Genomic DNA, 18473 nt, shown 5'->3' with positions numbered 1-18473 from the left:
CCCTCTACCACAGCCTATTTAGGATTGCTATACAGAGGAGTTCTAACACATTACTACACAAACAGGGCTGGTGATTTCGGATTTAAAAGAACTCTGACTAAGCTGCTACAACCCAAAATTTAAACTACTTATTAAAAACACAGGCCGAAATGTGTTTAAATTAACTTGGGTGCAAGAGTCGAAACAAATGGAATACTATAAATAAAGTTGTAGTATTAGACTGAATTCGACTTCAATTCGACTTGTTTTTTGAGCTAAACTTGTTTTTTGAGCTAATTTGAAGCAGCTTAATACTTTCAATAAAATCAAAGCAAGAAAAATCTTAAAATAGAAACGGATGCCAAAAACATACTTAGTATGCCCCTACTGGCATTATAACCTGAGCTTACCGAAAATTCAACAAAACTCAGTGGTGTCACTTAAGTTAAATGAATAAGATCAATGAACAGAACTAATTGACTACGTGAGAATAGTTAGTTGAAGCTCCCCACCCACAAAGGGATGGGGATGAAAACGCAACATTGCAGTAAAATAAGCCTATTTCTGGAATCATTCGATCCAGTTTAAGCCATCGATTAAAGTTTAAGTAACATCTTTATCAAAAATTTATTTTTAACGGGAGTTAAATGAATTTAGGGTAAAGAAGATCCGCCATTGGGATGAGTCAACAACTCTAAAAGTTCCTCAAAGCGGTAATCGTAAATTAAGGAGGAGAGAGACTGAGCCAACGGATAATTTTCCGGGGGAATCTCTGCGATAAACCCGATCATTTTTTCCATATCTCCTTCAATCAAAGCACTGGCAAATTCTTGTCGCCAGTGGTGGGGTAAGGGGGTTAAGTCAGAGGGGGTGAGGGAAGATGAATGGTCAGAAGAGTCCACATTCAGTAGGGAACTGGGTAGGGTGTCGAGGGGAAGGTGAGACAAGTCTAAATATTTAGTCAGGATAGCGAGAACATCTTGCCGTTGTGGGGGAAGACGGAGGAAATCGGAACAACCTAATCGGAGGAGGGTGTCTTGATGTTCAAGGGATAACAGAGGACTGAGGACAATTAGAGTCGGTGGGGAGTCGGTGCTAGAGAGAAGGGTTGCGATGAGTTCGTAATTATCCTGGGGTGAGAGGTCAAGTTCTAACCAGATTAGGGCTGGACTATGACTGTGACAGAGGGCGATCGCCTCTTCAGGGCTTGGAGTCTGGTAAAGTTTGCAGCCCAAGGGTTTGAGCCAAGATTCTAAGGTCTGAGAACAGGTGCGATCGCTCACAGCGATTAACATAGAATCAGGGGTGGTAGAGTCAGGGAGTTGAGAGGTAGTCAGGGAGCGGATTTCTGCGGCAGTGGGAATCAAGACGGGTAAGGTAAACCGGAAAATCGTTCCTATCGGGGGAGCTTCCGGGGAGGATTCCAGTTGATGGGGTGGGGTGAAGGCATAACCTTGACTCAACACCGTCATCTGACCTCCTAACAAGCGCACACACTGTTCACAAATAGTTAACCCCAATCCTGTTCCCTCATTGTTTTGGGGTTGATGATAGGATTGTTCAAAAGGTTGGAATAAACGGGCGATTTCTCGGGAGTCAATCCCCATGCCGCTATCTTGGACTTCAAACCCTAAAAGGGCTTGATTTTTCGATTTTTCGAGGGTTTTAACGCGCAAGATCACCCCCCCACAGGTGGTAAATTTCAGGGCATTGTGGAGTAAGTTGGTTAACACCTGTCGTAACTTCCCCCCATCAACACAGACATAAGGGGGAATATCTTTGGGGATATCAAACTGGAGGACGATGTTTTGCTCTTGGGCTTTGAGGCTAAATAAAGGTTTTAACTGCCCGAACAAATCGACCAGATGGTAGGGGGTATCTTGGCGCGTCATTTGTCCGGCCTCAATTTTGGAGAGGTCGAGAATTTGATTAATCAGGGCGAGTAGATGATCCCCACTCTGGTGAATAATGCGCAGGATTTCCTGTTGACTGACCGATAAATTGCTATCTTGGCTCATTAAGCGGGAAAAGCCGAGAATCGCATTGAGGGGCGTTCGTAATTCATGACTCATATTGGCCATAAAAATATTTTTGGCTTGATTGGCCATTTCGGCCGCTTCCTTGGCCTGACGTAATTGGGCCTCAATTTCCATTAAGTTGGTAATATCTCGTCCTTCTGGGATTAATAACATCACGTCTCCCTGTTGATTGCGGATGGGACGCAGGGAAAAGTCAATGGTAATCACCTGTTTATTTTTGCCCCAAACCTTGGCTTCATAACGAATAAACTCCCCTTGGGCAGCTTGGGCGATCGCCTGTTTTAATTGCTCTTGGGTATCGGGGGATACTTGCCACCACCAACAGTCCCAAAAATACTGATTTACCACATCTTCTAAGGTGATACCCGCAAAATCTAAAGCCGTTTGATTGGCTTCTAGTAAAATGCCATCGGGTTGGAGCAATCCCACAAACTGGAAGGCCTGATTAAAAATCGCTCGAAAGCGGGTTTCACTTTGTTGGAGAGCTAGGGCGATGCGTTCCCGTTCTAAGATTTCTTGTTCTAGGGCTAAGGTGCGTTGTTGAACTTTCTGCTCTAGGGTGCGGTTATAGTCTGCAATTAATTGTTCGGCGGCTTTGCGTTTGGTAATATCAATGATTAACCCATCCCAGAATACTGTGCCATCGGGAGCGACATCAGGGGAAGCAAAATTTTGTAACCATTTTTGTTGACCCGAGGGGGTGGTGAGACGATAATCAATTTGCCAGGGGATGAGGTTTTGTGCGGCAAGGGGCGCTCGTTCCTGCATGACTCTAGCATCATCGGGATGAATCATCCGCCAGAGGACTTGAGCATCTTGCTGGATGGTGGAGGGGGGGACTTCAAACAGGTCTAGACAACGGGGGCTAACGTAGGTAAATTGATCCTGACCGTTGTCTGTTCGGTAATAGCGATAGACGACACCGGGGACATTTTCGGTGAGGCGACGAAAACGGGCTTCACTTTGGCGCAGGAGGAGTTCCGCTTGTTTGCGATCGCTAATATCCCGCACAATAATTAAGGCCTCTTCCAAACTCACGGCCGCAATGCGCACCTCTTCATAACAACGTTGGCCGTCCTTGACCAGTTCATGTTCATAAACTTGGAGTTCCCCCGTAGTAATCGCTCGTTGAATGGCGGCTAGCTGACGCTCGAACAAGGGAGGGGGCAAAATTTCCCGCAGATGGCTGTCAATGGGCAGAAAACACTGAGCATAGGAGTCTTCAGGGGGTAAATAATCTAAACATTGACCATCAGCGCGCACCCGTAACATTAAATCCGGGATTGCTGATAAAATGGCCTGACTACGGCTTTCACTGGCCATGAGGGCGGCTTCAATAGCTTTGTGGCGGGTAATATCCTGAGTTGCGCCGATAATTTGCTGAACTCGCCCGTTTTCGTCTCGTTTAAACACCGTCTCTCGACTCCACAGCCAACGCCAAGAGCCGTTAGCATGACGAATGCGGTATTGTATCTCGCGCACCTCCTCCTCTGATGCTTGGGGAAAATTCTGAAGGTGGGTGACGACTCGGGGGAAGTCTTGTGGATGGACAATCTCCGCCAAAAAATTATTGCCCATTGCTCTGACCTCTTCAGCCGAGTAGCCTAATAACTGGGTGACTTCTCGATTAGTATATATGTTGCGTTGAAGTTGGAGATCGTAGATATAAATTAGGTTGGGAGAAGTGTTGGCAACTTGTTCAATAAAATGTTGATTTTCCTGTAGGGCGAGGTGGGTTTGTTTTTGGGTCGTAATATCCATCAAGGTCCCCACATAGCCTGTAATATTGCCCTCGCTGTCCTGTTCTGGCACAGCTTCACCATAGACCCAGATTATTTTGCCATCGGGGTGGAGAAAACGGTATTCACAGGCAAAGGGTTCTCCCTGCTGAACAAAATTGAGCCAAGCTTGTAGAATGCGATCACAATCGTCCGGGTGCATGGCACTCATCCAACCTTGTCCCAATGCTTCCGACCGACTCAGACCAATGATCTTTAAACTATATTCATTGCTATAGATACAGTTGCCCGTTAAATCATTGCGAAAAATGCCCACTGGGGCAATATCTGCTAAAGCGGCATAGCGTCGTTCACTATCTTGGAGGGCTTTTTCCGCCTGTTTCCGTTCCGTGATGTCCATCATAATCCCATCCCACACTGTGTCCCCGTTGGGTTGGCGTTGGGGGGTGGAAAAGGCCTGAATCCATTTTAATTTCCCCGAGGGGGTTTGAATACGATGTTCTGTAGACCAAGGGCTGAGAGTGCGTTGGGATTCTCCAACCGACTCCAACAGCTGGGGAATATCTTCCGGGTGAATGAGATGCCATAGCACCTGAGCATCTTGATAAATGACTTCGGGTTCTAGTTCGTACAATTCTCGACAGCGAGACGTAATATAGGTGATGCGATCTTGACCTGTGGCGTTGATTTGATAACGATAGATGACAGCCGGAACGTTGGTGGTGAGACGTTCTAAAATGTTCTCCTGCTGCTTTCCGGGGGGAGAGGGGGAGGCTAAAAGATGGAAAAAGGCGATCGCACCAATAATCTGTTTTTCCTCCCCCCACAGAGGATGGACTTCTAATTTTAGGGCTTTGACTTCTCCCCCTTGTTCGGTTTTGAGATCCGAAACTGTTACACTTTGTCCCCTTAAAGCTTGGCTAATGGGTAGTTGTTCCGTGGGATATAATCCTTCTCCTGAAGCCCGACACAACCGGAGACTCTGACTGATCTTGGCTAAGGGAATGGGATGTTCCAGTTGAAGATTAAACCAAGACTGGGCAACGGGGTTTAAATAGTTCAGTTGTCCACTGACTCCATGTAATGCCACTCCGAGAGGCAAAACCTCTAAGATTTGTTGGGTCACTCCCGGACAACCATTAGCAAAACTCTCAGCAGAAATCGGGGGAAAAATAGTCATACGTTTCACCGAGAAACCCCATCATCCTATTGTGCCAAATTTCCGCCCCCCTCTACCATTCCTTGGCAATGCAGAGGTTTGGACTCACGGAACAACTGGGGGGGCAAGTTCCAAATACTGGGCTTCTAATAACACGGCACCCCGGTTAAAACGAATCACCCAATAATCCCCCGGACGACGATCCATGACAATCCCCTCCTCTCCGATTTTAATTAAATCCGGGGGACGTAACATGGGCATGGGATCGGCTGTTTTAAAATAGGGAGGACGACTCACGAGACGGACACGGGTTCCTATAGGGAAATTTGGGGTCATAATTTGGCAATAGTCACAAAAACGAGATTTTAAGCATTGAAGGAGAAGAATTGAATATCAACACAATCAAACGAGAATGGTTCTCAAATGTACAGGCTGATATACTGGCGGGGGCGGTGGTTGGACTGGCTTTAATTCCAGAAGCGATCGCCTTTTCCATTATTGCAGGAGTAGATCCCAAAGTAGGACTCTATGCCTCCTTTATCATTGCCGTGATGACCGCCTTTCTCGGAGGTAGACCGGGGTCAATTTCCGCCGCTACAGGGGCGATGGCTCTACTGATGATTGATTTGGTCAAAGATCATGGTTTGCCCTATTTATTAGCCGCTACCCTCCTTACAGGCATCATTCAGGTGCTATTCGGAGTCTTGAAACTCGGTCGCCAGATGAAATATGTCCCGAGGGCGGTCATGTTAGGCTATATCAACGCCTTGGGGGTCTTGATTTTCTTGGCACAACTGCCCCAACTCACCGGAAAACCCCCGGCAGTTTATATCCTAACGGGTCTATCCTTGGCGATTATTTACATCCTGCCCCGTTTTACCAAAGTGATTCCTTCCCCCCTTGTCACCTTGGCCGTCATGACCTTGGCCGTCATTGCCCTAAAAATTGACGTTCCCACGGTGGGAGATATGGGAGAATTACCCACAGAATTCCCCCTCTTTGCCTTACCTCAAGTTCCCCTCACATGGGAAACCTTAGAAATTATTTTGCCCTACTCTTTAACCTTGGCTTTAGTCGGTTTATTGGCTTCCTTTTTAACCGCTTCTTTAGTGGATGAATTAACCGATACTCCCAGCGATAAAAACCAAGAAGCCAAAGGACAAGGCATTGCTAATATTATCACCGCCTTTTTTGGAGGCATGGCAGGCTGTGGCATGATTGGGCAATCGGTGATTAATATTCAATCTGGAGGCCGGGGGCGTTTATCGACCCTTTGTTCTGGGGTTTTCCTGCTGTTTGCCATTTTGGTTTTACAAGATTTTGTCAAACAAATGCCGATGGCTGCCCTAGTGGCCATCATGATTATGGTGTCTATTGGCACGTTTCGCTGGTCTTCTCTACGCAATATTCGCAAAGTCCCCCGTAGTGAAGCGATTGTCATGTTAACCACCATGTTTGTCACCATTTTTACGCGCAATTTTGCCCTAGGAGTGGTAACAGGAATTGTGATGAGTACGGTGTTCTTCAGCCGAAAAATTGCCCAACTGGTTTTTGTTAATAAGTTTGTCAATGAAGCCGGAAATCATTGTATCTATGAAGTGAGGGGACAGATTTTCTTTGTCTCGAAAGATGAGTTTTTTGAATACTTTAATTTTAACGAAGTATTCGAGCGCATCACCATTGACCTCACTCATGCTCATTTATGGGATCAAGGATCTGTGGCTTTTTTAGATCGGGTAATCCTCAAATTTCGGCGCATGGGGGCTGATGTGGAGGTAGTCGGACTCAATGAAGCTAGTGCCACGTTAGTTGAAAAGTTAACCATTCACCAAGACCCGAAAGTTCTGCAAGGCACGGCCGGTTCTTCAGGGAGTTAAAACACCATGAAACGCATTTTAATCTGTACCGATGGCTCGATTTTTGCCCAAAGTAGCTATCAATATGGGGCATGGTTTGCCCGTCGTTTGGGGGCAACAGTTAAGGTTTTATATGTCACCGATGCCCGGAGTCGAGCGGCGGTCAAAGCGCGCAATTTTAGCGGCAGTATTGGGGTTGATGCCTCGGAACAGTTGTTAAATAAGTTGGTGAGTTTGGAATATGAAAAGGCGAAGTTAGATCATCAACAAGCCAAGTTAATTTTACAGGATGCCCAGGCGGTTTTAATGGGTCATGGGGTGGAGGAGGTTCAATCGATCCATGAAACGGGTTTTTTGCTCGATTGTCTCGAACAATTTGAGCCACAAGTTGATTTAATGGTCTTGGGAAAACGGGGACAAACGGCGGATTTTGCCTCTAGTCATTTGGGGGCTAATGTCGAGCGAATTGTCCGCTCTAGTCGTCATCCTTGTTTGATTACTTCGCGAGATTTTCAGACCATTGAACGGGTTTTATTGTCCTATGATGGCAGTTCAAGCGGTCAGAACGTTTTGAACTTTTTACTAAAATCTCCCCTCTTTCAAGGGCTAGAACTCCATATTGTGACGGTGGGGAAAGGGGAGGAGGATAAAACTGCCCATGCTCGACTTGATGAGGCCGGAGAAAGGGCGCGTCAGGGAGGATTTGACCCGATATGTTCTCTGAGGATCGGCAATCCGGAAACGGCGATCGCAGAATATGTTCAGGCACAATCCATAAACCTCCTACTCATGGGGGCTTACGGACACAGCCGCATCCGTCATTTAATCATCGGGAGTACAACAGTCCAAATCTTGCGCCGTAGTACCATCCCGGTGTTAGTCTTCCGTTAGGGAGATCCGAAGTCCTATCTAGAGGGGTGCTGTTCGCGTAGCATCTCGAAGCGATCTACAAAAAGTGACCAAAACGTTAGAAAATACTAAGCACATGGTCTGATAACTCGTAAGAAACAAGACTCAAAATACTGTGTTTAACCCAATAAACAATATTCATTTTCGCCATTGGCGTGGCGACCTCTTCGGGGGGGTAACGGCCGCTATCGTTGCGTTGCCGTTGGCGCTAGCTTTTGGGGTGGCTTCCGGGGCCGGTGCGATCGCCGGACTCTATGGCGCAATGATTGTCGGCTTTTTTGCTGCCCTCTGCGGGGGAACGCCGACCCAAGTTTCTGGCCCCACAGGCCCCATGACGGTGGTAGTGGCGACGGTAATTGCTACCCTTGTAGCCCGACACCCAGACACCGGACTGGCGATGGCCTTTACCGTGGTCATGTTGGGGGGTGTCTTACAAATCCTCTTCGGGGTGATGCGTCTCGGACAGTATATTACCCTCATCCCCTACACGGTGATTTCTGGCTTTATGTCGGGGATTGGAGTGATTATCGTGTTGCTGCAAATCCCGCCCCTGTTAGGTCATACCGGACCCGGGGGGGTGGTCAATACCTTGGAACAACTGCCTAACTACTTGGCACAACCTAACTGGGTAGCTTTAGGTCTGGGACTATTGACTTTAGCGATAGTTTATGCTATGCCGAAGCGTTTTAATAAGATTCTCCCCGCCCCTTTAGTGTCTTTAGTGGTCGTGACCATCGTCTCAGTGGTCTTTTTTAGTGATGTTCCCCTTGAGCGGATTGGTTCAATTCCTCGGGGATTTCCGACTCCCCGTTTCCCCACCTTTAGCCTCAATGAATTAACGGATATGTTCCGTTATGCCCTGATGTTGGCGGTATTGGGGGCGATTGACTCCTTGTTAACCTCTTTGGTGGCCGATAGTATTTCTCGCACCCAGCATGATTCGGATCGAGAGTTAATCGGTCAAGGGATTGGGAATCTGTTATCCGGTCTATTTGGCGGTTTACCGGGGGCTGGGGCTACTATGCGCACGGTGGTCAATGTACAATCGGGAGGAAAAACGCCCCTCTCGGGCATGATACACGCTTTCATTCTGCTTGTCGTGGTCTTGCAAGCGGGCCCCTTAACAGCGCAAATTCCCCTGGCTGTGTTGGCCGGATTGTTGCTCAAGGTAGGTATTGATATTTTGGACTGGGGCTTTATTAAACGCTCCCCTCGCCTGTCCCTCAAGGGGACGGGTATTATGTATTTGGTGCTATTGTTAACAGTCTTTGTGGATTTGATCACAGCCGTTTTAGTGGGGGCTTTTGTGGCGAATATGCTGACGATTAAGCGCCTGACTGATCTACAGAGCGATCGCATTCACGCCATTACCGATCCCACTCAAGGCCATAACTTGACCCCGAGGGAACAGGAAATTCTCACTCAAGGACAGGGGGAAATTTTGCTCGTGCAGTTAGGAGGTCCGATGAGTTTTGGGGCGGCTAAGAGTATCACCCGACGGATGGCGCACGTCAAGCAGTATCGGGCTTTAGTTTTGGATTTAAGCGAAGTTCCCACTATTGGCGTAACAGCAGCCCTAGCCATTGAATCCATTGTTCAAGATGCGATCGCCAATCATCGTCAAGTTTGGATCGTCGCCAATCCCGGACAAGTGCAGAACCGCCTTGAACAACTAGAGTTAGAGCAACTGACCAAATCCCGTAAAGCTAAAAAAGGACTCGAAATGGCTCCCCATTTAGTCCCCCAAATCCATCAGATTCAAAATCGTTCTCAAGCCCTACAAGCGGCTTTTGAATACATCCGTCCAGAGGTTTTAGTGGTGAGTTGAGAAAAAAATAGACCGAAAAAAGTAGGGTGAAACCGTTCACCCTACTGCTGATGGGGGATAAAATCCCTTGCTCCCTTAGACTACAGCGCGTTAGCTCCAGCCACCACTTCCAGCAATTCCTGAGTAATAGCCGCTTGACGAGCCTTGTTATAAGACAAGGTGAGGGTTTTCATTAACTCACTGGCGTTGTCACTCGCGTTGTTCATGGCCGTCATCCGTGCCGCCAATTCACTGGCCGAGGATTCTTGTAAAGCGCGCAATAACTGGTTATTTAAATACAGGGGTAACAGCGCGTCTAAAATCTGAACTGGATCCTGTTCAAAGAGCATATCTTTGGGTAAGGCTTTCACTTCAGAGGGCACCGTTTCCCGCTCGACACTGAATTCTCCCCCTTTAGTGGTGAGTCGGAAAATTTCATCATCTCTCACTTCTAACCCTTGGGGAGATAAGGGTAAGAGGGTTTGCACCACCGGACGAGAACTGATCAGGGACACAAATTTAGTGTAGATCAATTCAACCCGATCCACCGTCTCTGAGAGGAAGAGGGAGAGTAAATAATCCGCAATTTTCGAGGCCTCGGCGGCGGAGGGGATTTGGTTTAATCCGGTGTAGGTTTGGCTGATAGGGGCTTCCCGGCGCTCAAAGTATTGAGTCGCTTTCCGTCCCACTAAAATCAATTGATGTTTTACACCTTCGGCTTGCAGTTCCTTGACCCGGGTTTCGGCCCGTTTGATCACGTTGTTGTTGTAGCCGCCACACAAACCGCGATCGCCAGAAATAACCAAAATGGCGACGGTTTCCACATCCCGCTCTTTGAGCAGGGGCAGGTCTACATCTTCAAAACGGAGACGGTTTTGCAGTCCATAGAGGACTTGGGCTAAACAGTCGGCAAAGGGACGAGTTGCCGTAACTTGTTCTTGGGCGCGGCGCACTTTGGCGGCGGCCACCAAACGCATGGCTTCGGTGATTTTACGAGTATTTTTGACCGACTGAATGCGATCGCGAATAGCTTTTAGATTAGGCATGACAGTAGTTGAGAATCCAGAGTTGAGCAGGCTAGGGGAGGGATGGGGAAGTATTAAATCGATGCCCTAGATTCAAGCCCTAAACCTGATCTAGGGAGTTTGGGGAGACATCCCTCATCCTTCCCTCCCTCCCCTCTGATGGCCATTAAGCGGACACTAAGAAGGCTTGCTTAAATTCAGCGATCGCCTCTTTCAGCATAGTTTCTGCGGCATCCGTGAGTTTCTTCTCAGACTTGATGATCTCAACGAACTGACCTTTATTGTTCTTGATGTAGTCCCGGAAGCCTTGGGTAAAGCGGGTCACTTGATCCACCGGAACATCATCCATATAGCCGTTAATCCCAGCGTACACAATGGCCACCTGTTCATAAACAGCTAAAGGAGAATATTGGGGTTGTTTGAGCAGTTCCCGCAGACGTTGACCCCGTGCCAGTTGAGCTTGAGTCGCTGCATCTAAGTCCGAGGCAAATTGAGAGAAGGCTTCCAACTCATCAAACTGAGCCAGTTCTAATTTCAGCTTCCCAGCCACCTGTTTCATGGCCTTAATTTGCGCCGCCGATCCCACCCGGGACACAGAAATCCCCGCGTTAATCGCCGGACGTAAACCGGAGTTGAACAGGTCAGAGGACAAGAAAATCTGTCCGTCGGTAATAGAAATCACGTTGGTGGGAATATAGGCCGAAACGTCCCCAGCTTGGGTTTCAATGATCGGCAGAGCGGTCATGCTACCACCCCCTAGGTCATCACTCAGTTTCGCCGCCCGTTCTAACAGACGAGAGTGGAGATAGAAAACGTCTCCGGGGTAAGCTTCCCGACCGGGGGGACGACGGAGTAACAGGGACATCTGGCGATAAGCTTGGGCTTGTTTGGACAAGTCATCATAAATCACCAAGGTGGCTTTCCCTTGATACATGAAATATTCTGCGATCGCCGCTCCAGTATAAGGGGCGAGATATTGCAGGGTAGCCGGGTCACTAGCATTAGCTGCCACAATGACGGTATAATCCAAAGCCCCCCGCTCTTCCAGCGCACCAATCACCTGCGCCACGGTAGAGGCTTTTTGACCAATGGCCACATAGACACAAATCACATCCTCTTCTTTTTGGTTGAGGATGGTATCAATAGCAATAGCCGTTTTCCCGGTTTGACGGTCGCCGATAATTAACTCCCGTTGACCCCGACCCACAGGAATCATGGCATCAATAGCCGTAATCCCGGTTTGCATCGGCTCGTACACCGAGCGCCGTTCGACAATCCCCGGTGCGCCGGATTCAATTAAACGGCTGTCGGTGGCTTGGATATCGCCCTTGCCATCAATGGGACGAGCTAAAGCATCCACTACCCGACCTACCATCGCGTCACCCACGGGGATTTGGGCGATTTTTCCGGTGGCTTTAACGGTACTGCCTTCTTGAATCCCGAAGCCATCCCCCATCAATACCGCCCCCACGTTGTCCTCTTCCAAGTTCAACGCGATGCCCACGGTGCCATCTTCAAACTCGACCAATTCCCCGGCCATGACTTTTTCTAAGCCATAAATCCGAGCAATCCCATCCCCAACCTGAAGAACTGTCCCTACATTAGAGACTTGAACATCTTGGTCGTAGGATTCAATCTGCTGGCGAATAATGTTGCTAATTTCGTCTGGTCTAATGCTAACCATGTTTCTCTATATTGATTGTGTTTTACAAGGGGTTGCCACTAGGCATTCAAACTCATGCCAATACGCCGCAGTTGTCCGCGTAGACTGGCATCAATAATCTGAGAACCAACTTTGATAATCACGCCCCCTAAAATCTCGGGGTCGATTTGGGTTTTCAATTCCACATCGCGGGCTTGGGTCATCCCTCTCACCCGGTCAATCACCGAGCGAATTTGCCCGTCACTGAGTCCCCGGGCTGAGGTGACTTCAGCGAGTACGACGTTGTTTAACTTGCGCAACAAGGCCAAGTATTGAGCAACAATCGGCTCTAAAAACACAATGCGCCGCTTGTCTACGAGTAGCATCAGGAAGTTCATTAAGTAGGGACTGGTGCGATCGCCCATCACACGGTGGAGAATCGCTTTTTTATCCCCCTCTTTCACTACCGGACTGCTGATAAAAAACCCCAACTCCGGGGAGGCCTCTAATAGACCTTCTAGGGAGCGTAAATCATCACCAAACTCATCGGTCAGACCCTTGGATTGGGCAAGAGCCATCAACGCCTGAGCGTAGGGTTCGGCAATTTCACTGCTCAACAATGTGCTATTCATGGCGTTACCCTCCGATGCGAGCAATAGAACGGTCAATCAACTCACCTTGGATTGAATCATCCAGATGATCTTTGAGGTGGGCTTCAACCTTGGCCAATGCCAGCGTTGCCACTCGTTGACGCAATTCTGCGATCGCCCGATCCTGTTCTGTACTGAGGTCAGCTGCGGCCGTTTCTTGAATCCGGGCAATTTCCGCCTCACCTTTGGCTAAAATTTCCGTTTTCAACCGCTCCGCCGTTGCTTCCGCATTGGCTCGAATTTTCTTCGCTTCATCTTGCGCTTGGGCGAGATTTTGCTGGGCTTCCGCCAATTGGGTCGCCGCCGCCGTCACCCGTTGTTCTGCCTCTTGAATCGCTTCACTAATTCTGGCTTGGCGTTGGGAAAGAATCGTCCCCAAAAATTGCCGTCCAAAATAAAACAGAACTGCAATGATAATGACTAAGTTAAAGAGATTGGTCTCTAGAATATCGAAATTCAGACCAAAGCCACGCTCTGCTCCTTCCGTGGCTAAATAAAAAACTATGCCCATGCTCCTTCTCTCAATCCTGTTATCTGACTAATTCCGGCCCTAGGAGTTTTTCTAGAATCTGGTGCGACAGAGCATCTACTTGTCCTTCTAACGAGGCAAAGGCTTCCGCTTTTTGCTGTTCAATCTCGCGAGCAGTCGCTTCTCGCTGCTGCTGGACTTGTTGCTGTGCTTCTTGCACTTTGCCCGCCACAATTTTTTGCGCTTCGCTTTGGGCTGAGGCAATAATATCTTGGGACTGACGGCGAACATCCACCAATTCCTGCTCATACTTCTGGGCGAGGGTTTGGGCTTGGGCTAGGCGATCGCGTGCCGTTTGCTGTTTGGTGCGGATAAACTCCTCTCGCTCATCCAGCGCCTTCCCCAATGGCTTATAAAACAGGACATTTAGGACTGCCACTAAAACCACGAATTGAATGGCCATCAAGGGCAGGGTTGCATCAAAATCGAACAATCCCCCGCCTTCTTCGGCTACAGTTTCAGCCACTTCTGTAGCCAATAAAACTGTCCAGTGCATCATTTTGATCAAACCTATAGCTTAACGTTCCGAATTTAGGGTAGAGACGTAGCTCACTACGCCTCTACTTTTTTTAGGTTTGACGAAGCCTTAACCCCGTCGAGCGGATGAATTAAGCAAAGGGGTTGGCGAACAATAACACCAGAGCCACCACCAAACCATAAATGGTCAGTGCTTCCATGAAAGCCAAGCTCAACAACAGGGTGCCGCGAATTTTCCCTTCAGCTTCGGGTTGACGAGCAATCCCTTCCACCGCTTGTCCGGCTGCATTCCCTTGACCAATTCCAGGCCCAATAGCCGCTAAACCAATAGCTAAGGCGGCAGCAATTACGGAGGCAGCAGCAATTGTAGGATTCATAATCTTTCCTTCCTTTGACTCAATGTTTGAATTGTTGTTTCTATGCAACCAGCCAGACTCTAAAGAACCTGCTGTTTAAAAATGGGTGTTTTTGACCAGTTTTTTTGACCAGTTTTTTTGATCCTTGGACTGATCAACCGACTAACAGAAGAACCCTGTTAGTGGTGTTCTTCCCCACCATGACCTTCAATCGCTTCCCCGATGTACGCACCAGCGAGGGTGGCGAAAATTAGCGCCTGAATCGCACTCGTAAATAGTCCCAACACCATCACAGGTAAAGGCACAATCAACGGCACCAAGAACACTAACACCGCCACGACCAATTCATCGGCCAAAATGTTACCGAATAGACGGAAGCTCAGGGAAAGAGGTTTGGTAAAATCTTCCAAGATATTGATGGGTAGCAAGATGGGGGTGGGTTCAATATACTTTTTCAAGTAGCCCAGCCCACGCTTACTAAAACCAGCGTAGAAATAAGCTAAAGACGTAAGCAGTGCCAAAGCAACGGTGGTATTAATATCGTTGGTTGGTGCCGCTAACTCGCCTCCAGGAATTTCAAGGAGCTTCCAAGGAACTAACGCCCCTGACCAGTTGGAAACAAAGATGAACAAGAACAAAGTACCAATAAATGGCACCCAAGGTCGATACTCTTTTTCACCGATTTGATTTTTGGCCAGATCCTGAATGAATTCTAAGGCGTATTCCATCAGGTTTTGGAAGCCCTTCGGAGCCGTCTGAACTTGGATATTACGGGTTCCAGCTAGGGCGGCGACAATTAACAGGGCAATGACAAACCAAGAAGTTAGGAAGACTTGCCCGTGTAATTGGAAATTCCCAATTTCCCAATAAAAATGCTTGCCGACTTCTAATTCAGCTAGGGGGAAGGTATTGAAAAGGCTCAAACCATCTAGAATTTCCATGCGGTGAGTTTTTCCCCAGAACTTCAGTAAACTTAAGACAACAGCAAAACAGCATCAACCCGGGCGCGCTTTCGGCTGACTATCAGCAGAAGAACGCTCACCCAATCATTAGGGGTTAGCCCCATTCTTTAGGTGTTGACCCCGGAGGGGAACACTGTTTACTTTATTTACATCCCAGAAAAACGGCGCTCACGACGCGGACTTTGGCGAAAACGAGGCTTTCTGTACGGGATTTATCGCTGTGCTGGCAAGAGGGTAGTTTGCAGCACATAGACAATAATGGCGGCTTTGTAGGTCATAAATCCGAGGAAGATGGGGACAATCTGAAACTGGTCCAGTTGTGTAGCCACTAATAAAACTCCGATAATCGGAGCCAAGCGGTTTATCCCTAACTTCCGTTTCTGTCCCCCAATTTTCTCTACGTCTTTAGCTAACATTCGGAGATACACCACGCCGACACAAGCACCGATTAAATAATTCAGGCCTGTGTTGAGGCTGTAGGCTATCGAAACGCAGATAAAAATAAAGGCCGTTAACCCTAATGTCACAAGATACAAGGCTTTTTGAAGCTTGTAATATTCCTCCATTGAATCTCCGGCAGAAGCCGCAGAATTCTCGCTGGTGGATGCTTCGGTGGCAGTGTCCTCCACGGAGGAGGTGGGTTCTAGTGAGGGTTCAGGAGAGTTCACGGGTTTTTATACGACAGATGTTCTCTAGACTTACGATCCAGATAAAACCGAGCCATCTGCAATATTATCACGGGGGGGGACGTTGTTAAATAAATGTGAACAGTTGTTGGGACGGGGAGTAGGGAGTCGGGAGCAGGGGAGAGGCAAATTGATGAATCTCCCTCTGGCAGGTTGGCTGATGACACGACAAGAGCTACAAACCCAGGCATTGCAATTGCCGATTAGCGATCGCTGGCGTTTAGTACAGTCGTTATCAGAAAAATGGGTTTAAAACCCCGCCCTTCTAGGGCGGCTTTTCTTGGTTTTGGATGTACTGTTTAAGCACTATGTACTTTTAGGCTAGACAAACTATGCCTTTCCCTGCGTAGATTGCTTGTCATTAGCACGGTGAGTATGTCAATCGTTCGCTTCACTCAAAATATCTGCATTTCGCGACTGATTCTAAAATTTGCTTGAGTGGAATTGCCTCCGCCTCACCAATATTAACACGAGGGATTAACTCAGCAACTAATTGTTGATTTTGCACTGAATGAACTTCCAACCAAGTTGCTGATTGAACGGCTGTGATCACTGTTTGCCCAGCTCGCTCATCCAACAATTCCTCTCGTACCGCACATGGAATCAGAATTGTCCCATAAATTTCTTGCAATAGGTTTAAGTTTCCAACAGTCGCTAAATTTAAAATTGGTGAAGTATTACTAACTATATTTCCTGAAATCACCAAGCTCATCGTTGCCCCACCAACAATTAAATTATTTCCCTCAATGATAGCAGCCACAACGAAAACATAAATCACAATCTGCCCATCTCTCGTAGATTTTGAATGTCCTGTTCAAAATTTTCTATCCCCTAATTTACTGGGATGTGACGACTAGCATCAGGATCACCATGGCATGGCGGTGTGAGTTTGATCACACTGTCTTGACGAGGGTTATTTGGTTAGCTTAAATTGAGATGTGTTGGTATTTGATTATTTTCCCGTGTTGATATTCTCCGATCGCCAGAAATTTGTGTTTCGTTGCGCTCCTGCGTTGCTCTTCAGTGGGGCGGGGGTGTTGGCTGAAATGCTGATGGCTGTAGGGGGGGGGAGACTGTTGCCCTTGGTTTAAGGGGGGCGATACCCGCGACCCAAGACTATTCTTTCGTCGCAAAATATTCACTGGCTGAGTTCAGGTTTTGCCGGGTGAGCGTTTGGCTCATCCGGTGTTTTTGTTTGTTTATTTTTTTGGAGGTTTCTAAACCCATGCAAACTTTACGTCAAAAACTTCTCTCCGCGATGATGGCGTTGGCCATTGTCTGTACAGTATTGCTGGGGGCTGCTCCCAGTGCGTTAGCGGCAACACCAGCCGAGTTTCAGGTCAATAGCTGCGGCGAAAATGGCTCCGCGACCGCAAACAGTTCACTCAGTGCGAATGAATATGTCACTCTCAAGGGGCATGACAATCTGACCGAGTGTATAGTTGCCAACAATGATGCAAAGGTTTACAGCATTCAAGTCGTTGATTCGGCATCAAGTCCCTTCACGCGAACTATTCAGGTTGACGCTCAAGGACCCGCCGCTTGGTATGGTGGCAGTATGTATTTGGGATTCACGGATGATACTGGAGATTGTTATACCCTCTCGATTTTTCGGCGTGACCGGAAACAGCATGAAGTGAGCTACATGAGCGATTCTCCAATCAAGAAAATTGAATGGGGTAATTATGGTGGTGGGGTTTGCAAGGATGGCACTGGCTTGTTAAAGTAGGATGATTCTTGGAATGTGTGCTGTACAAGGGTTTCAGTCAACGAAAAACCAGTGATCCAACTTTAGGAGACCAGTGCCGCAAGGATAAAAGCCCAGATCTTTAACGTTTGCATTCGCGCTCTTTTATTGAGCTAAACCTATCCGTAACTCATGTTGGCAATAATGCTGCTGTACCTAAATCTGCTAGAAACAGCAGCATTAACCCCCAGACGGTTCCCACCTTACTGTTCACATTAGAAACTACAACATCTCACAATGAATTTACTTCAACTCGATTCTTTGTTTCAAGGATTAGGTAAACCCGTTCTTTATTCAGCAGTAGCAGGTGTAATTGGCTTGGGAACTGTTTTAAGCAACCCAACACCCAGCGAAGCGCAAGTCACCATTAATGTAACTGGGGGTAATGTTTCTGGTGATTATTTATTGGATGTTATACAAAATCCAACTGGGACACTCATCACTCCCTTTGGCGTTTATACCGGGCCATTTGCCGCAGGAAACAACAGTAATCTTGCCATCGGTGTTATTACTACAACAATGTTTCAATCCATCGGTACTAATGATTTTACGGGCAACGCTTATGTGAACGGCACATCAACCCCATTTACGGGCAAGCTCGATCTCACGGTAGATTCAGCTTGGCTTACTTTTGGCAACGTTACCAAAAACATTACGGGCGGCACAATCACCCTGAACACGCCCAACACCCTCACCGGGTTCTCCTTTGAAGCCCCCGTCATCCCGCCTGCCCCGCCCGTCATCCCGCCTGCCCCGCCCGTCATCCCGCCTGCCCCACCCGTCATCCCGCCTGCCCCGCCCGTCATCCCGCCTGCCCCACCCGTCATCCCGCCTGCCCCATCCGTCATCCCGCCTGCCCCATCCGTCATCCCGCCTGCCCCGCCCGTCATCCCGCCTGCCCCATCCGTCAT

General features: G+C 48.0%; 16 protein-coding genes and 1 pseudogene. 5 read left to right on the top strand and 12 right to left on the bottom strand.

Going from position 1 to position 18473, the window contains the following annotated elements; genetic code table 11:
* Positions 1-632: 632 nt before the first annotated feature.
* Positions 633-4937, bottom strand: a complete 4305-nt coding sequence (locus K4A83_RS07480; RefSeq protein WP_265263845.1) for a PAS domain S-box protein — start codon at positions 4935-4937, stop codon at positions 633-635.
* A gap of 84 nt (positions 4938-5021) precedes the next feature.
* Positions 5022-5252 carry a regulatory protein SipA gene (sipA, locus tag K4A83_RS07475; RefSeq protein WP_265263844.1) on the bottom strand — a complete coding sequence of 77 codons (231 nt, stop codon included), beginning with the start codon at positions 5250-5252 and terminating at the stop codon, positions 5022-5024.
* A gap of 50 nt (positions 5253-5302) precedes the next feature.
* Here sipA and K4A83_RS07470 point away from each other — a divergent pair, with 50 nt between their 5' ends.
* From K4A83_RS07470 to K4A83_RS07460, 3 genes are all read left to right on the top strand, one after another.
* Entirely contained in the window at positions 5303-6793 is a 1491-nt protein-coding gene (locus K4A83_RS07470; protein ID WP_265263843.1) for a SulP family inorganic anion transporter, read from the top strand.
* Between the two features lie 6 nt (positions 6794-6799).
* Positions 6800-7663: a universal stress protein gene (locus K4A83_RS07465; RefSeq protein ID WP_265263842.1), complete on the top strand. Its 864-nt coding sequence runs from the start codon at positions 6800-6802 to the stop codon at positions 7661-7663.
* Positions 7664-7796: 133 nt separating this feature from the next.
* On the top strand, positions 7797-9509 hold the full coding sequence (locus K4A83_RS07460; RefSeq protein ID WP_265263841.1) for a SulP family inorganic anion transporter: 1713 nt from the start codon (positions 7797-7799) through the stop codon (positions 9507-9509).
* A gap of 80 nt (positions 9510-9589) precedes the next feature.
* Here K4A83_RS07460 and K4A83_RS07455 read toward each other — a convergent pair whose 3' ends face one another.
* The 10 genes and pseudogenes from K4A83_RS07455 to K4A83_RS23880 all read right to left on the bottom strand — a co-directional run.
* Complete coding sequence (locus K4A83_RS07455) at positions 9590-10534, bottom strand: F0F1 ATP synthase subunit gamma (RefSeq protein WP_265263840.1); 945 nt, start codon at positions 10532-10534, stop codon at positions 9590-9592.
* A gap of 145 nt (positions 10535-10679) precedes the next feature.
* On the bottom strand, positions 10680-12197 hold the full coding sequence (gene atpA / locus K4A83_RS07450; protein WP_265263839.1) for a F0F1 ATP synthase subunit alpha: 1518 nt from the start codon (positions 12195-12197) through the stop codon (positions 10680-10682).
* A gap of 38 nt (positions 12198-12235) precedes the next feature.
* Positions 12236-12787, bottom strand: a complete 552-nt coding sequence (atpH, locus tag K4A83_RS07445) for an ATP synthase F1 subunit delta (protein WP_265263838.1) — start codon at positions 12785-12787, stop codon at positions 12236-12238.
* A gap of 4 nt (positions 12788-12791) precedes the next feature.
* Positions 12792-13316 (bottom strand): F0F1 ATP synthase subunit B, encoded by a 525-nt coding sequence (locus K4A83_RS07440; RefSeq protein ID WP_265263837.1) that lies wholly within the window; start codon positions 13314-13316, stop codon positions 12792-12794.
* Between the two features lie 19 nt (positions 13317-13335).
* Positions 13336-13833: a F0F1 ATP synthase subunit B' gene (locus tag K4A83_RS07435; protein WP_265263836.1), complete on the bottom strand. Its 498-nt coding sequence runs from the start codon at positions 13831-13833 to the stop codon at positions 13336-13338.
* A 109-nt stretch (positions 13834-13942) separates the two neighbouring features.
* Complete coding sequence (gene atpE, locus K4A83_RS07430) at positions 13943-14188, bottom strand: ATP synthase F0 subunit C (RefSeq protein WP_017307105.1); 246 nt, start codon at positions 14186-14188, stop codon at positions 13943-13945.
* A 158-nt stretch (positions 14189-14346) separates the two neighbouring features.
* Positions 14347-15108 carry a F0F1 ATP synthase subunit A gene (gene atpB, locus K4A83_RS07425; protein ID WP_265263835.1) on the bottom strand — a complete coding sequence of 254 codons (762 nt, stop codon included), beginning with the start codon at positions 15106-15108 and terminating at the stop codon, positions 14347-14349.
* 233 nt (positions 15109-15341) lie between these two features.
* On the bottom strand, positions 15342-15797 hold the full coding sequence (locus K4A83_RS07420; protein WP_265263834.1) for an ATP synthase subunit I: 456 nt from the start codon (positions 15795-15797) through the stop codon (positions 15342-15344).
* A gap of 409 nt (positions 15798-16206) precedes the next feature.
* A complete protein-coding gene (locus K4A83_RS07415; RefSeq protein ID WP_265263832.1) occupies positions 16207-16593 on the bottom strand; it encodes a hypothetical protein in 387 nt (128 codons plus the stop codon).
* Positions 16590-16673: pseudogene (locus K4A83_RS23880) on the bottom strand (UPF0175 family protein); the annotation flags it as partial. The pseudogene K4A83_RS23880 and the gene K4A83_RS07415, both read right to left, overlap by 4 nt.
* 367 nt (positions 16674-17040) lie before the next feature.
* Here K4A83_RS23880 and K4A83_RS07410 point away from each other — a divergent pair.
* A complete protein-coding gene (locus tag K4A83_RS07410) occupies positions 17041-17544 on the top strand; it encodes a hypothetical protein (protein WP_265263831.1) in 504 nt (167 codons plus the stop codon).
* A gap of 255 nt (positions 17545-17799) precedes the next feature.
* Positions 17800-18473: hypothetical protein (locus K4A83_RS07405; RefSeq protein WP_265263830.1), on the top strand; the 674-nt coding region annotated here is incomplete at its 3' end.

Source organism: Spirulina subsalsa FACHB-351 (assembly GCF_026130165.1).
Classification (GTDB): domain Bacteria; phylum Cyanobacteriota; class Cyanobacteriia; order Cyanobacteriales; family Spirulinaceae; genus Spirulina_A; species Spirulina_A subsalsa_A.
Note: the sequence above shows the minus strand (reverse complement) of the source record. Positions and strands in the feature narration are given on the sequence as shown.